This is a genomic window from Leucobacter chromiisoli, assembly GCF_016522505.1.
Taxonomy (GTDB): Bacteria; Actinomycetota; Actinomycetes; order Actinomycetales; family Microbacteriaceae; genus Leucobacter; species Leucobacter chromiisoli.
Window position 1 is genome coordinate 1 of record NZ_JAEHOH010000020.1, and the last position, 13,903, is coordinate 13,903.

General features: G+C 63.5%; 24 protein-coding genes. 2 read left to right on the forward strand and 22 right to left on the reverse strand.

The features are described 5' to 3' along the window. The 22 genes from JD276_RS13130 to JD276_RS13230 all read right to left on the reverse strand — a co-directional run. Window positions 1-490: hypothetical protein (locus JD276_RS13130; protein WP_200116116.1), on the reverse strand; the 490-nt coding region annotated here is incomplete at its 3' end. Then, on the reverse strand, window positions 480-827 hold the full coding sequence (locus JD276_RS13135) for a beta/alpha barrel domain-containing protein (protein ID WP_200116117.1): 348 nt from the start codon (window positions 825-827) through the stop codon (window positions 480-482). The genes JD276_RS13135 and JD276_RS13130, both read right to left, overlap by 11 nt. Next, window positions 824-1,024, reverse strand: coding sequence for a hypothetical protein (locus JD276_RS13140; RefSeq protein ID WP_200116118.1), 201 nt, complete (start codon window positions 1,022-1,024; stop codon window positions 824-826). The genes JD276_RS13135 and JD276_RS13140 overlap by 4 nt, the downstream gene beginning before the upstream one ends. Next, on the reverse strand, window positions 1,024-1,344 hold the full coding sequence (locus JD276_RS13145; RefSeq protein ID WP_200116119.1) for a hypothetical protein: 321 nt from the start codon (window positions 1,342-1,344) through the stop codon (window positions 1,024-1,026). The genes JD276_RS13140 and JD276_RS13145 overlap by 1 nt, the downstream gene beginning before the upstream one ends. A 133-nt stretch (window positions 1,345-1,477) precedes the next feature. Further along, on the reverse strand, window positions 1,478-2,686 hold the full coding sequence (locus JD276_RS13150; protein ID WP_200116120.1) for a DNA cytosine methyltransferase: 1,209 nt from the start codon (window positions 2,684-2,686) through the stop codon (window positions 1,478-1,480). 117 nt (window positions 2,687-2,803) lie between these two features. Continuing rightward, a complete protein-coding gene (locus JD276_RS16365) occupies window positions 2,804-3,469 on the reverse strand; it encodes a DNA methyltransferase (protein ID WP_200116121.1) in 666 nt (221 codons plus the stop codon). After that, window positions 3,466-3,834, reverse strand: a complete 369-nt coding sequence (locus JD276_RS13160) for a hypothetical protein (RefSeq protein ID WP_200116122.1) — start codon at window positions 3,832-3,834, stop codon at window positions 3,466-3,468. The genes JD276_RS16365 and JD276_RS13160 overlap by 4 nt, the downstream gene beginning before the upstream one ends. An 85-nt stretch (window positions 3,835-3,919) precedes the next feature. Further along, on the reverse strand, window positions 3,920-4,093 hold the full coding sequence (locus JD276_RS13165) for a hypothetical protein (RefSeq protein WP_200116123.1): 174 nt from the start codon (window positions 4,091-4,093) through the stop codon (window positions 3,920-3,922). Beyond that, the gene (locus JD276_RS16440; protein WP_443673898.1) at window positions 4,090-4,383 is read right to left on the reverse strand and encodes an FDXHR family putative zinc-binding protein; all 294 of its coding nucleotides are present in this window, start codon (window positions 4,381-4,383) and stop codon (window positions 4,090-4,092) included. Before JD276_RS16440 ends, JD276_RS13165 begins: the two co-directional genes overlap by 4 nt. Beyond that, complete coding sequence (gene ssb / locus JD276_RS13170) at window positions 4,352-4,864, reverse strand: single-stranded DNA-binding protein (RefSeq protein ID WP_200116124.1); 513 nt, start codon at window positions 4,862-4,864, stop codon at window positions 4,352-4,354. Before ssb ends, JD276_RS16440 begins: the two co-directional genes overlap by 32 nt. Then, window positions 4,864-5,412 (reverse strand): hypothetical protein, encoded by a 549-nt coding sequence (locus JD276_RS13175; RefSeq protein ID WP_200116125.1) that lies wholly within the window; start codon window positions 5,410-5,412, stop codon window positions 4,864-4,866. The genes ssb and JD276_RS13175 overlap by 1 nt, the downstream gene beginning before the upstream one ends. Beyond that, window positions 5,409-5,624, reverse strand: coding sequence for a hypothetical protein (locus JD276_RS13180; RefSeq protein WP_200116126.1), 216 nt, complete (start codon window positions 5,622-5,624; stop codon window positions 5,409-5,411). The genes JD276_RS13175 and JD276_RS13180 overlap by 4 nt, the downstream gene beginning before the upstream one ends. Next, the gene (locus JD276_RS13185) at window positions 5,621-5,800 is read right to left on the reverse strand and encodes a hypothetical protein (RefSeq protein ID WP_200116127.1); all 180 of its coding nucleotides are present in this window, start codon (window positions 5,798-5,800) and stop codon (window positions 5,621-5,623) included. Before JD276_RS13185 ends, JD276_RS13180 begins: the two co-directional genes overlap by 4 nt. Continuing rightward, window positions 5,797-6,543: a hypothetical protein gene (locus JD276_RS13190; RefSeq protein ID WP_200116128.1), complete on the reverse strand. Its 747-nt coding sequence runs from the start codon at window positions 6,541-6,543 to the stop codon at window positions 5,797-5,799. Before JD276_RS13190 ends, JD276_RS13185 begins: the two co-directional genes overlap by 4 nt. Beyond that, window positions 6,530-6,916 (reverse strand): hypothetical protein, encoded by a 387-nt coding sequence (locus tag JD276_RS13195; protein ID WP_200116129.1) that lies wholly within the window; start codon window positions 6,914-6,916, stop codon window positions 6,530-6,532. The genes JD276_RS13190 and JD276_RS13195 overlap by 14 nt, the downstream gene beginning before the upstream one ends. Window positions 6,917-7,343: 427 nt before the next feature. Next, window positions 7,344-7,853 carry a hypothetical protein gene (locus tag JD276_RS13200; protein ID WP_200116130.1) on the reverse strand — a complete coding sequence of 170 codons (510 nt, stop codon included), beginning with the start codon at window positions 7,851-7,853 and terminating at the stop codon, window positions 7,344-7,346. 115 nt (window positions 7,854-7,968) lie between these two features. Further along, window positions 7,969-8,514 (reverse strand): hypothetical protein, encoded by a 546-nt coding sequence (locus tag JD276_RS13205; RefSeq protein WP_200116131.1) that lies wholly within the window; start codon window positions 8,512-8,514, stop codon window positions 7,969-7,971. After that, complete coding sequence (locus JD276_RS13210; protein ID WP_200116132.1) at window positions 8,511-9,377, reverse strand: PD-(D/E)XK nuclease-like domain-containing protein; 867 nt, start codon at window positions 9,375-9,377, stop codon at window positions 8,511-8,513. Before JD276_RS13210 ends, JD276_RS13205 begins: the two co-directional genes overlap by 4 nt. Before the next feature lie 483 nt (window positions 9,378-9,860). After that, window positions 9,861-10,052, reverse strand: a complete 192-nt coding sequence (locus JD276_RS13215) for a hypothetical protein (RefSeq protein WP_200116133.1) — start codon at window positions 10,050-10,052, stop codon at window positions 9,861-9,863. A 618-nt stretch (window positions 10,053-10,670) separates the two neighbouring features. Next, the gene (locus JD276_RS13220; RefSeq protein ID WP_200116134.1) at window positions 10,671-11,168 is read right to left on the reverse strand and encodes a hypothetical protein; all 498 of its coding nucleotides are present in this window, start codon (window positions 11,166-11,168) and stop codon (window positions 10,671-10,673) included. After that, window positions 11,155-11,967, reverse strand: coding sequence for a hypothetical protein (locus JD276_RS13225; protein ID WP_200116135.1), 813 nt, complete (start codon window positions 11,965-11,967; stop codon window positions 11,155-11,157). Before JD276_RS13225 ends, JD276_RS13220 begins: the two co-directional genes overlap by 14 nt. Further along, the gene (locus JD276_RS13230) at window positions 11,964-12,152 is read right to left on the reverse strand and encodes a helix-turn-helix domain-containing protein (protein ID WP_200116136.1); all 189 of its coding nucleotides are present in this window, start codon (window positions 12,150-12,152) and stop codon (window positions 11,964-11,966) included. Before JD276_RS13230 ends, JD276_RS13225 begins: the two co-directional genes overlap by 4 nt. A gap of 89 nt (window positions 12,153-12,241) precedes the next feature. Between JD276_RS13230 and JD276_RS13235 the strand changes: the two genes are divergently transcribed. Further along, window positions 12,242-12,541 carry a helix-turn-helix domain-containing protein gene (locus JD276_RS13235; protein WP_200116137.1) on the forward strand — a complete coding sequence of 100 codons (300 nt, stop codon included), beginning with the start codon at window positions 12,242-12,244 and terminating at the stop codon, window positions 12,539-12,541. Between the two features lie 139 nt (window positions 12,542-12,680). Beyond that, on the forward strand, window positions 12,681-13,883 hold the full coding sequence (locus JD276_RS13240; protein WP_200116138.1) for an MFS transporter: 1,203 nt from the start codon (window positions 12,681-12,683) through the stop codon (window positions 13,881-13,883). Window positions 13,884-13,903: the final 20 nt, after the last annotated feature.

The following is a 13,903-nucleotide window of genomic DNA, read 5'->3' on the forward strand; positions in this document are numbered from 1 at the left end:
TCTCGGGTGCAACAGCACGAGAGAGCGCCGGGACCACGGCCAGGATCGCGTCGGCCTGATCCCCGAGAACGTTCGTCCACAGCGGTTCGTGCAGGCGCGGGGTGATCGTCCGCAGAACTTCGATCAGCCGCTCCCGTGCGTCTCCGTCCGGTACCGTGAGCGCCTCGTCCAGGGCGTCGAGTTTCGCGCGCATCTCGAACGCCCGCGCCCACACGCTTTCCCAATCCCCGTCGCCGTCTTCACCGATCAGATCCTGAGAGCTCGTTATCTTCACGATGTCGTCGCACTGCTGCTTGATGATCTCGCCGAGCGTTCGTGCGCCACTCCTCGTCCGCTCATGAGCTTCGGTGGACGCTTCGAGAGCATCAGCGAGACGACGAATCAGCAGAATCGCCTTGTCGAGTTCGCGCGCGGTGGGCTTGCCGACATAGGACGAGGAAGCGAACTCTCGTGCCTCCATCGCCAGAGAGCGGGTCTTCTCATCGGTCATGGTCGTTCTCCTCTCCGAGAATGGCGCGAGCGAGGTGAAGCGTGACCATCTCGTCGGCGCTTGCGCACCCGGCGGTGCTGGGTTGACGCATCGCTTCCAGAACCAATCGCATGTGAGCGAGCATCGGCCCTACCGTGCGAGACAGGGCGACGATCAGCGCGGCATCCCCCGGCAAGCGACATTCAGATGCCACCATCACGTCGTCGCTCATTCCGGTGCCAGCGAAGACGGACGGCCACTTCAAGTCGCGCGTCGCCCACCACTCGCCGGGCGTCGCCTCGTCTCGCAGCTGCTCAAGCTTGCAGATCGCACGCTCCAGAATCTCGATAGCGGTCACGACTTCACCTCCATGTTCTTGCGGCGGATCCATCCGCCATTGGGCTTGTCTACGTTTCCTCGGACGACGAGTTCGAACACGCGACCGCAGCGATCGCACCGCCATATGGTGCCGACGCCGATCGTCCAGTAGAGCGGCGGGATGCACATGCAGAACGGCTTTCCATCCGGCAATGGCACGTGCTTGATGATGCCCATCACTGCATCCCCTTGATGCCGAGCGCCGAAGCGATGTCCGGGCGCAGAGTGCCCTCTTCGTAGAGTGCGAGAGTTGCCTCGGACCGCTCGATCGGCTTATCCTCCTGGATCTCGAGCCGCATGATCGCGATGAGGTTCGTGATCCGCGCCTGCTCGTTCTGGATGCGCTGCTGCTCCACCAGGGCGATCGTCGCGGAGGCCTGCATGAGAGTGCCGTACTCCATCACCTTTTCGTGGTCTGGGTGCCCGCTCTCGTACTGGTCGTTCACGAGCTCGCGCCAGCCGAGAGCATCGGCGACATGGTCGGTTCGTTCAGTCATGGTGTTTCCTCCTCGTCTTCCGGCCCCCAGAGGTAGACCGTTCGGTTACAGCGGTCGCACCGCATGTAGTGGTTCTCGGGCGGCTCATACCAAGGCCCATAGGTCCGGTACGGTCGCCCGCAGTTCTCGCAGTTCATCCGGCGACCTCCGCGAACACGTGATCCCACGAGTCGCGTTCGGCCGGCGGTTCCAGTAGTGCGCCGAGGATCGACTCGGCGAGCAGCGGCGGGACCGCGTTCCCGATCGCGAGGAACCGCTCGCCCTGGTTCCCCGGCCAGGCCATGCCCGGCGGGAACGACTGCAACGCCGCCGCCTCCCGGTAGGTGACGCGAACTCCGGGAAGTTGACCCGGCTTCAGGCCCGACCTGCCCGAATGCCCTCCGACATCCCTCCGGCTGCCGTCGCCGAGCTGGCGGCCAACTAGCATCCCGCCCGCAGCGCGGCGAGAAGTCACAATAGTGGGCGCGGGACGCTCAGCAGGCCAGCTCGGTTTCTCGCTTGAGGCTTTGCTCGTGAGTGCCGTGATGCGATGTTGGCCGTTCAGCACCCATGCAGCCGTCTGGCTACCAGTAACAGTGTGTGCTGGCTCACACATCTCCCGCGGAATCTGGCCTGAAGTCTCGACTGCTGTCTTACCCGCCCCAGCGAAAACCCGCGACCGATCACCCACTCCGAGCGCCTCCGCCATCGACACCCACTTCTCGACCCCAGGGTCAAGGCGTACGGGATCGGTCGAGTAGTAGCGGGAGTGCGTCGGCGGGGGCGGCTGCACTTTGCCGTCGAGGCGGGCCATGAGGATCGCACGCTTCCGGGTCTGCGGCACCCCGTACTGCTCGGCGCGGAGTATGCCCGTCCACACGGAGTACCCGAAGCCGCGCATGATGTTCGCGTATGCGTGCCACACAGGCATGACCTCGGGCACCTGCTCCAGCGCCACGAGGCGGGGCCGGTGACCGTAGATGTGCGCAAGCGGTGTGAGTACGAGTGACGTACGAGGGTCGAGCGAGTCATTCAGGCGATGTAGCTTCTCCGCGTTCGTGTAGCGGTGCCCGTAGATGGCTCGCAGCACGTCATCGAGCGCTTTCCGTCCCTCCCCCTTGCCCGCCATCGAGAACGTTTGGCACGGCGGCGACGCGATGTACAGGTCGTGCTCCGGCACGAGATGAGGGTTGAACAGGCCCGTCCACACGTTCCGGTAGATTGTCCGCAGGCCGTTCGCCGATCGCATGCGGATCGCAGACGGAGCGATTTCCACCCCGTACTCCCGGATCCGGAGACGTTCGCACGCGACACCCCAGCCGAGGCCCGCGAAGTGATCCACCGCGATGATCTGGGCGCTCATGCTGTACCGCCTCGGGGCGTGAGTGTTTCCACGTTGTCCTCCTGGTGAAATGACGAGAGCGCCCCGACCGTGATGGGACGCTCTCTAGAATTAAGTAAGCCCCGTGATCTGCGGGGTTCAGAGTGAAGCGAAGTCGAACGCCTGCTGCTCAAGGCGCTTGGCTATGACTTCGCAGTAGCTTTCTTTAACCTCAACACCGATTGCTTTGCGCCCGAGGTTTCGGGCCGCGATGAGTGTTGCGCCGCTCCCAGCGAACGGGTCAGCGACCGTTCCGGGTGGGCACTTCTCGATCAGTGCCTCCATGAGCGCGACCGGCTTCTGGTGTGGATGCACGCGCCCGTTCCTCCCGAGAGACTGCACTGGTGCGCAGGTGATCACGTCACTCGTCCGTGGCCCGCGAAAGCCTTTCCCAAGTATGTAAATCTCTTGATGGGCAGGCTTCCAGGGCAGATCCATCGCACCCATACCGAGAGCGCCCTTGGTATCCCACACGAGCACTTGCCGCGTTCCTGCAGGGCGTGGTATTCGCCATGTTCCGAAGATGATCTGTGGAGCGTCCGGCCCCACAGTGCGTTCGTGTGTGAGGATCGCGTAGTCACGTAGCGTCGTGTCTTTGTCGCCTTCGATGCTGCGCGCGAGAGTGTCGCGGCGGGAGTTTGACTGGTAGTCGATGCCGTAGGGCACGTCGGAGACGAGCACGTCTGCAGCAGCCCATAGTGTCGGTATCTCCTCGCATTTCGCGTGGTATAGCGTCACGTAGTCGTCTTCGTAGTACGGCTTCACTGACTCCCACCGCCTTCGTGCTTTCCGCACACCCAGCACTCACCATTGGCCACACCGAACTCTTTGGAATCGCCTCTGTTGTAGTTGTGCCCTCTAACGGTGTCCTCGCACGCGGCGTAAGCGACTCCTGCCGCAATTTCAGTTCGGTACCGGTCGAACGCCTCTGGCTTAATTCCCATTTCGGCGAGGTGCTTATCTCGCCATGGTGCCCAGCGGTGCTTCGGTGAAAGCTCTTCATAGTCGTAACCGTCTTCCGTGTTCGACTCAATGCCACACCCAAGCGTGTAGCCTTCTCTGTTTCGCACGTACTGGACTTGCTGACGCGTGATACCGCAGATAAGGCATCGCTGTTTCACGTCGCTCATGTTTCACCTCCTGGTGGTACAGCGAACGGCCCCGCGCACTGGTACTGCACGGGGCCGTTCGCTAGGGATAAGAAAACCCCGCCTGTTAGCGGGGTTCGCGGGAGTTGAGGATGCTGGTCGTGTCCGACCGTTTCCGTTTGCGGCGGGCTTTCTGGATCGGGCCGGCGATGCATGCGATCAGGATGATGAGGATCACGATCGCGAGGACACCGACCACGGTCCAACCGAGGAGATCGATGAAGAGGGACCAGGGGTTCATACTGTTGCCTTTCGTCGTGCGAGTGCTTCTGCGCTCATCTTGGGGCCGCGCCAGGTGCCATTCTCTAGGCGGAGTAGCACGCCCGCGTACTTCACCTCGGATGGTGGAAGGCAGACGCGGTTACCCTGCTTGTCGGTGATGCGGTGAGCATCGAACACGGTTTCGCCTTCGAAGGTTTCGTGGCAGGCGCCGCAGTGCCCGGTCCGGTTACCGCGCTGTCTCCACGTCTTCCCGCAGGCCCCGTGACTGGTGTTGTGGTCAGAAGGGCTGGTCGGTGTCACCGAAACCACCTCCGAACGCTTGAGGGTCTTGGTTTTTAGAGCCGAACCCCTGCCCCCGGGACTCCTGGTGCCACCCAACCCCTGAACCCGCGCCAGAGCCGCCTGCGTAGGCTGCCTGGCCGTTGTTCTGGGTGCGGGTCACCTGGGCGGAGGCCCAGCGGAGGGTCGGCCCGACCTCTTCGACCTCGAGGTCGAGAGAGGTGCGCTGCTGGCCCTGGTTGTCGGTGTAGCTGCGCTGCGTCAGCCGGCCCTGCACGATGACACGCATACCCTTCGTGAGCGACTGCACCACGTGGTCGGCGTATTCACCGAACACTCGACACCCGAGCCAGAGCGCTTCCCCGTCCTCCCAGTCCTTCGTCTGCCGGTTCTGCACTCGAGGGGTGGATGCGATGCGGAACGTGCACCACGACTTCCCCGACTGGGAGACGCGCGGTTCTGGATCCGCGACGAGGTTGCCTACTACGGTAATGAGCGGTTCGCCTGCCATTAGATGGTTTCCTTTCCTGCGCGGACTGCGTCCACGACTTCTTGCTGGTACTTCGTGAGCGTGCCTGTGAAGGGCTCCTCGTAGGCTGCCGCCCCAATGGCGGCGAGGGTGAGTGCGTCGGCCTCGTTGTTGTTGCCGATCACCACATCGGGGTAGCGGCGCGCGGTGGCGAGCATCACCTCGTCCTTGCCCGCATTCCCCTTTCCTGTGGCGAACTTCTTCACCTGGGCTGGTGTGACCAGCAGCGGAGTATCGAGCGAGAGCCCGTTGATCAGCTCATCAACGAGCAACCACCATCCTCCGAACATGCGGTCCAACGACGAGGACTTCGCCGCGAACGCCGGCGACTCGATTACGAGATACGGATCTCCGAGCTCAGCCCGGAACGCAGACCACTCCTCAAGCTGTGAACTGATGAGAGCGATGCGATCCGGAAACTGCCACCAGTGGTTCTCTTTGGCGGTGCGAATTGTGATGCATTCGGCTTCTCCGTCTGTGATGGCGCACACGCCAGTGGCAGTGAGCGAGAAGTCCACTCCGAGGATCATGCGGCCTCCTTTCTTGCTGTGATTTCTGCGAGCATTCGTTCGGCACGCGCCTGCTGAAATGACTTCGGCTTGAACTGGCGACGGCTTGGGCGGCGCGGCATCGAATCCGTGGGACGTTCCAGCAGGGCGTCCTCGAGGCGCGCACCGGTCCACTCCCGTGACACTTTCTCGGGGTCTCGGGTTGCGAGGAACATTGCGAGATCGTCGATCATCGTTCTGCCGCCCTTCCTGCGAGGGCGACAAGCAGCGCCCGCCAGTCGACCTTCCCTGTTTCGATCGCGCCGCAGACTTGCTTCACCCATGCAGCGTCACGCTCGCGTACCGCGTCGATCAGGCCAGCAGCGACAGGTTGCACAGCCTCTAGGCGACGCTCACCGTCATCGGTCATGTGATCACCTCCTGATCGATCCATTCCTGAATCTTCAGCGGGTCGTTTCTGATTGCGCGCTCGGTGTAGGCGTGCGGGTAGCGCACCTGCTCGGGTGACTGGTCCACGATCCACTTCGAGAGGCGCAGCGCGGCAGGTTCGTCGATTACCGTGTCGCAGACGGTTTCCACGAGGTCTGCGATGCGACGTGGATCTACAGGACGAGCGGAGGAATTAGTTTTGGGTCCGTCAGTCTTGCTCGCGCGCGATACATCAAGACTGACTGACTTAGTAAGTAATCTCTCTATCTCTATCTCTAGCTCTGACTCTGACTCTGGTTTCGTTTGGGTTTCGCTGGGTTCGGTCGGGTTTTGATCCGAAACCCCCTGGGTTACGGCTGGGTTCCCCCTCGGTTTCCGAGGACGACCACCCTTCGCCCCGTTCTCCCGAGCAATCCGAGCCAACTCTTCACGCTCCGCACGAGTCTGCTGATGCTCCGCATAATCCCTGATCACATAGCAGCCAGCATCATCTTTCACCAGCAGTGGGCGACTCGGATGCGACCCCAACAACGCCTCAAGATGCGCCAACGGCCACATGAACTCAGCATCCTCAGAAGCAAACACTCCGTCGTTGTCAGCGATACGCGCCTCACCCAACATCTCAATGAACGTCCACCGAACCTCTACTGGCAGGCGCGTGATCTTCGGGTGCCTATGAAAGTCCACCACGATCTGGGTGAACAGGCGCTTATCCTTCGCCAACGTCTTCCTCCTTCCTGATCCTGATTGCGTCTGCGAACATCGCTTGACGGTCTCGATCTCGGCGCGCACGGGCCCGTAGCGCTTCCTCTTCGAGGATCTTGAGATCCACGGACCGTGCGAGGCGTTGCGCTGCGGTCGGCCACCCGAGCATCGACTGCTCGATGAGGTCACCCCACCCGACCTGGCATGCGTGAATCGAGAGCGCTTCGAGATAGAGACGCGCAGTGTGGTGCTCGCCCTTCCCCGCAGCGCTGTCGTGCATCTCGCACAGCTCTTGGGAGGAGAACTCGCGTGCGGCGAGACGCACCAGGTACCACGGCGTGTACAGCTCAGAACGGCTGGCCCCGTTCCTGCTCCTTGTTTCCGAGGTCATCTAGGTTCCACCTCATTCCGTTGGTGTCGGTGAACGGGATCGCTGACTCTGCCCGTGGTTCGTGCATGCTGATCGCCCACCCGTCAGGCGCGCTGCCCGAGTGTGCGAGGCCATGGCACCCCGTGTGGTTCCCTGAACCGCAGAGAGCGAGCAGATTGGCGAGGTTGTGCTTTCCTCCACGGCCAAGGAAGCGTCGATGGTGCAGGTTCGCTGCCGGTCGCTGGTGGCAGCCTTCGCACATGCCGTTGCACCTGTCGTAGACACGCTCCGGATGATCCTTCGGCATGCGACCCGACCGCTTGTTACTCATCCCGCACCAGCTCCCACAGGCGCACGTCCGGGGCCGGGCATGCATCCGATGCGAGGAAACGGGCGAGGCCGTCTCCTGACACGGGTCCAAGGATGGGCGGCAGGCCCAGCATTGCGCTCATAGCTTCTCCCTCTCTGGTCTGGGGTTCTGCTCCCACTCCTCGTCGGTGCTCCAGAGGATGGTGATGAGTGTGTAGATCCCGTGTTCTGGTGGTTCGATGACGACGCCGATACGGCCGGCGCAGTAGATCCACCGCCCCGTGGCCGGGTTGATGCGCACCGTCTCGGGGCTGAGGATCGCTGTCGTGATCTCCGGCCGCGTCAACCCCTGCCCGAGCATGAGGCGGGTGCTGTCCTTGAAATGAGGGGGCGCGTAGTAGTTCCCGATCTCCATGCGCGGAGCCGACGTGACTTCCGGGAACGCGGCCAGGTACTCCCCGGTCTGGACCCGGTAGTGGCCGCGCTGACGGTCCACCACAGACCTCACGGTGTGCATCTGCGTCCGAGAACTGCACACCCAGTCCTGACCCGTGAGAAGACGAAACGCGATCAAGTCCCGCGTCTCCCGCACCACCTCACAGCCGAGCTTCGTGAGCTCCTTCTTCGCCGTCTTCATCGCCTTGTTCACGGCGCCTCCGTAGGTCTCGTCCGGCACGTGCAGGGACGACAAAGGCCCGGGCGGATCTGAATCCATCCCGAGCCTTCACACTCGCTGCACGTGAGTAGCGGTTCGTACTCCGGCTTCACTGGAACTCTGCTTTCCGCGCCGTGCAGGCTGCTGCGATCTCCGGCCCCCACCAGCCGGCACCAGACGCCATCTCGTAGAACTCGGTGAGGTCTTCGACCGACTCGCACGCGGCAACGTCGTCCTGCCATCCATCAGGCGCAAGAGAAGCAACGGGAGCGTCACGCAGAGGTTGTACCGTGAACGGCGCCCGCTTGCCGCGGGACACCATCAGATTCACCGTGACCGGTGCCGTGATGTGGCTCATGTGGGAGATCCTGATACCACCGACGGCGTTCTTCCCGAACCGCACCTCGGGATCGTTGTAGAGCGTCATCCGGCGACCCGTGTAATCGGACGGATTCGGCCCCCACGCAGCCACCATCAGCCGGCGCATGGTCTTCCCGGGTCGGTAAGTGCGGCCAGGGAACTCGGCGATCTCGAACCAGACAGGCTGCTCCGCATTCCCCCTCAGCTTGCCCGTCACCGTGACGGTTTGGGGGCCTTCGAGGAAGTCTTCGGCGTTGATCTGGTCACTGTTCGCTTCGATGCTCATCTCACTCATATCTGCATTTCCTCGCTCTCGTACTTGTCGTGGAAGTCGTAGAGCAACCCCATCGAAGGCTTGATCTTCGTGATGCCATTGCGGAGCAGCCCCGGCCACTCCCCTGTCTCCACGCACCTCCGGTAGTCGTCGACGGCTTGCAAAGCCTCCGCCTCCCCGATTCGGGCGTAATCTTCGGTTTCGTCGAACCGGATCACGTTCACCTCATACGGTGGATCCTTCTCGACGGCGACAAAGATCATGTCGCGCTTCTCGCCCGTGATGCGCTCGAGGATGTCGATGTAGTGCCCGTACTGGATGTGATACCCGTACCTCTCCACAGAGGATCGGAAACCGTAGTAGCTGGCGTCGAGGGTGGTTTTCAGGTCGACGACGAACCCGCCTTCGGTGGGCATGTAGTCGAAACGTCCTCTGCGCTTTACGCCGTTGAGCTCGTGGAAGATCGACACCTCGGGGTTGCCTTCGCGTTCGAAGAGCTTCCGCGACTCCGGTTCCCGCAGAACAGACTCGGCCATATCCGCCGCCTGAGCCGCCTGTGCGGGCGTCAGAAGAACGTTCCCCGCGGCACGCTGCTCGGACTCCCACTGGACCGTGGCTGCCTTCGTGGACGCGTTTCCAGTAGCGGTCAGGTGCTCCTCCGGATACTCCGCGAAACTGGGGCCGGCGCCCAGGACCTTCGTGTGCACGACGGTTCCCAAGTCGAAAGCCGGACGGTGCACGCGGTGTCCGTCGAGCACCTGGTACTTGAACTTCCGTGGCGACTTCAGGATGAGCTTCGCCCCTGTAGAGGAAAGCTCATCCTTCGGCGCGTGGTACTCCCGCTCAGGGAGCCCGTACACGATGCCTTCTCGACTCGTCACCATTCCTCCTTTGCGCGGTCTCGCGCGTCGTCCACGCGATCCCAGAACCCATCACAGCCCGGATTGTCTCGACCCCAGAGCGACCCACACTCACCACAGCCACACCGCTGGTCGCGGTTATCGGGTGCCCATCCTGTGTCCTCACGATGCGTACGGGACATCACGCCTCCTTCTCCGGGATCGGCGGCGGGGCCAGACGGTGCCCCGCCGCGAGTTTGGCTTTCCACTGGTCCAGGCGTGTCGGTGCACACCGCGGGCATGCAGGGTTATGTCCTGCCGGGTTGTTCCCGTTGCTGCACGTTGTCGTACGCCGTGGTGTGCGCCCGTACAGGCCGGCACCGTGCGTGCCCGTGAACGAGATCAGCCCGTCAACCATCACTGCCACCTTTCATGCCGAGCCACCGCTTCAACGGCTTCCGGTACAGATACAGAACTGCCGCCCACAACACGATTGCGAGCGGCAGAAACAGGCCAGGTGGGATCTCCTCAACCATCGAGAACCCCGAGCGCGACCCCGAACGAGCGCAACGTATTGCGGATCTGCTCATCCGTCATCTCGCTCATACCCTCGTACTCGACCGCCATCGCCGCACACCCAGCGATGAACATCTCGCCCTGCCCTTGCGCAACATCACGGATCATGCGGGCGAACTCACCCAGATTCAGTTCATGCTTCATCCGTCTCTCCTCCTCAAAGCTTGTGCGGGGGCTGGTGCCGGGCGTCGTTCCATCACCCGGTCACCTTGTTTAGCCATGCCCCGTACGGGGTGGACCATCAGCGCGCCCCCGGAACGCTGGCCCTCCACTAGCAAGAGGGACTTTCGTGCCGTCGCCCGGACTCGAACCGGGCCGATGCCTCAACACTCGACGGCTGACCGTGCCTGCCTCTCACGTACTCGCCGCCTCTACGGGTCAGCAGTGAGGTGTAGCGACTCCACCCACCCTTGAGGGGCAATGAGGAAGCGGGCCGCCGTAACCGGTCGAAATTGAATGGATCTCTTCGCCGCCTAACGGTCGACAGCGCTCCCCCACCACGAGGGGCTGCCAGAGATCATGTATTCAGTGCTGCCTCCCCTCCGTAACCGGGGCCTGGTGGCCATCGTCCGGGGAGCGCTATGTTCGTGAATCCGCCGCTTTCAACGGCGACGGACCCTGTTTTTGGGTGCAGTAGGTGGACCCCACCGCGACACGGTGGGCTGAGACAGGGGCGCTGTTCGCGCTACTCGCGGGTCGTGAGAACCACCATCAGGACCAGACCGACGACGGTCACGCAGGCCAAGAGCGCTTCAGGCCACGTCACGACGCCACCGCCTCTGCAACGAGGTCGAACGCCCCAGCCTCGAAAGCGAGGCCCATCGTGAGATGCTCAGCAACGATCGGGCGGACTGCGATGATGTCGCTGTTGAACCGTTGGAACGAATCGCGCGAGTCGCGGTAGTTCTTGTACCGAATCTCGTTCATCACGTCGAGATCCTCGGGATCGACGTAGTACCACGTCTTCCGGTGGCCGGCCCCGAGAGTGACAACCATCTCGAAGTCCTCCATAACGAGGGGAGCGTTCCCGGCTGCGATCTTCGACAGCAGGGCGTCCGCGTGGCGTCCATGCGTCGCGTCGGCCTTCCGGATCTCCGACAGGAGCGCCTTCTCGAGGTCAACCTCAAGCCGGCCGGCGCGGACCTCGACCATGAGGGTTTCGATAGCCTGCGCTTCCGCGTCGAGCTTGCTCATGCCGATGGTCGCTGCCGCATCGACGGTCTCGAACCAGACGCGGGAGAAGATGTCACTGGTAGTCATCGTGGGACTCCATTTCGCTTGCGAGGATGATGAGAGACTCCGCTACCTTGCGGAGCTCAGTGGGGGCGACGAGCGCCCGGTGGATGGGTTGCACCTCTTCACGACCTGTCGGCCATGTACTGCTGAGGAACTTCGTGCGAGCGTTCTCGTACTGGAAGCGCTCGAGCGACGCGAGCGCTTGCCCGACCGCCTTGGATGTCTGAATGGCGTTGGCCCGGTCTGCTTCTTCGCCTGCGAGTACGGGCTTCACTTCTCGAGGCTTCGGGGCGGGGCGCTTGTACTCCTTGCCGTCGAGCCCGGTCACGGTCTTCACTTTCTCGGTGACCGTGTGCTCGGTGACGGTCGGCGTCTCCTCAATGACCTCACCGGTAGCGGCATCGACCAAAATCCCGTCAGCATCGAACGTCTCCACCCGAGCAGGCGACGAAAGAGGGGCGGTGTCTAGCGGCTCAGGTGGCTCAGACTGAGCCACCTGGCGAAGATCGTTCATGATCGTGTTGCGAGCCGCCCCGACGATGGGCGCGATTGCCCTGGTACTCATCCCTGCCTCGGCAAGCTCAGCAACCAGTTCGCGGCGAACATCGCGGGCGAGACGTAGCGGCTCATCCCCGAACAGATCGCGAATGTAAGCCGTCCAGGACACATATCCGAGAGTGACGTGATCTTCGAGCTCACGCGCCTGGTGCACGAGCTTCTGCAGCGACTGCATCGCCTCATTCGCGTTCGTCGCATGGAAGCGGATCCGCTCAGCACGACGCTGCGCCGCCTCGCGATCAAGGTAAGAGACTTCGGCACTCATGCCGCGACCTTGTCGCGGAGGGCGAGCACATCAGCCTTGAGGTAGCGTCGGTGAGACCCCGGGCGGATGTATCGGATCTTGCCCTCGTCGGCGTAGCGCGTAAGCTGCTTCGTGCTGAGGAACAGGAGCTTGGATGCTTCGGTGGGAGTGATGTACTTCGAGTCCGAATTAGTCTCTTTTGGCATACCTGAAACCATAGGTGGACGATTTGGAATAATCAAGCTCATCGGACAATAAGTTGCGAACACGTCCGATTTGTCCGTATACTGGGGCTATGAGCACAACAAGTCCGAGACAGCCCGCAGAGTCCAAGAACTCAATGGATTTCGAGGTCGGGCGACGCATCCATATGCTGATGTGGGATCGCGGAATCACGCAGACCGCGCTCGCCCCGCGAGTTGGCATCAATCAGTCTTCACTCGCGAAGAAGCTGCGTGGACAGCGCGGTTGGTCACTTGATGATGTGAGAGCAGTTGCTGCCGAACTGCAGACCACGGTCGGCTACCTCTTCGGGGAAACAGAAAACCCCCACCAGTCGCCTGATGGGGGCACGAACCGCCGCCCAACGGATTAGAAGGCCGTTGCTCTATCCACTGAGCTACGGAGGCGACCACATCAGCGTACTATGCCGGGCCGGCGCGCGTCTTCTCCGGCGCAGGCCCCGGGCCGCACCCGACCGCCCGCGCCCCGAGGATCGCCGGTAGGATCGTGTGGTGTCCCGCCCCTCCGCCGTCAAGCTCCCCTTCGAGGTCTGGGCGCTCGTGGCGGGGGCCTTCACCGTGGCGCTCGGCTACGGGGTCGTGGCACCCGCGATCCCGCAGTACGCGCACGCCTTCGGCGTCTCGAACCTCGCCGCCTCCGGCATCGTCAGCGCCTTCGCGCTGATGCGGCTCGTCTCCGCTCCCCTGGCCGGCTGGGTCGTGAGCCGCTTCGGGGAGCGGCGCGCCTACACGGCGGGGATCCTCATCGTGGCCCTGTCGACCGGCGCCTGCGCCCTCGCCGCGAACTACCCGCAGCTGCTCCTGCTGCGCGGTGCCGGCGGCGTCGGCTCGATCATGTTCACCGTCGCGGCGACCGCGCTGCTCATCAAGGTGAGTCCGGTCGAGGCGCGAGGCCGCGTCGCGAGCCTCAACGCCGCCGGCTTCCTGCTCGGCGGCCTGCTCGGTCCCGTCTTCGGCGCCCTCGTCGCGGGCTTCGGCCTGCGCGCGCCCTTCGTGTTCTACTTCCTCACGCTGCTCGCCGCGGCGACGGTCGTCTGGGTCGCGCTGCGCGGCTCGACCCTCGCCGGAGTCGGGAAGGACGCGGACCGGCGGGCCGCGATGACGCTCGGCGAGGCCCTGCGGGTGCGGCAGTATCCCGTGCTGCTGGGCTCCGTGTTCAGTTTCGGCTGGACGTCGTTCGGGGTGCGCGTCTCGGTCGTACCGCTGTTCGTCGCGGCCGCGTTCCACGGCGACGCCGCGATGGCCGCCTGGGTGCTGGCGGCGTACGCCGCGGGCAACGCGATCCTCATCTTCCCCTCGGGCCGCTGGAACGACACGATCGGCCGCAAGCCGCTGCTCATCGTCGGCATGGCGGTCGGGGCGGCGGCCTACTTCGCGTTCCCCGCCTCGCCGGCGCTCTGGGTCGCGTGCCTCGTCATGCTCGTCGCCGGCGCGGGCTCGGCGCTCGCCAATCCGGGCCAGCAGGCGGTGCTCGCCGACGTCGTGGGAAAGCGCCGGGGCGGCAAGGTCGTCGCGGGGTACTCGATGTCGAGCGACCTCGGCGGGGTGCTCGGCCCGCTCGTCGCCGGGGGCATCGTCGACGCAGCGGGATTCGGCTGGGCGTTCGCCGTCAGCGGCGCGCTGCTCGTGGCCTCAGCGATCGCGTGGTCGCTCGTTCCCGACTCTCGCGCGCTGCAGGAGCGGCCGGGCGAGTGAGGGATCCCCGGTCGGGCGCC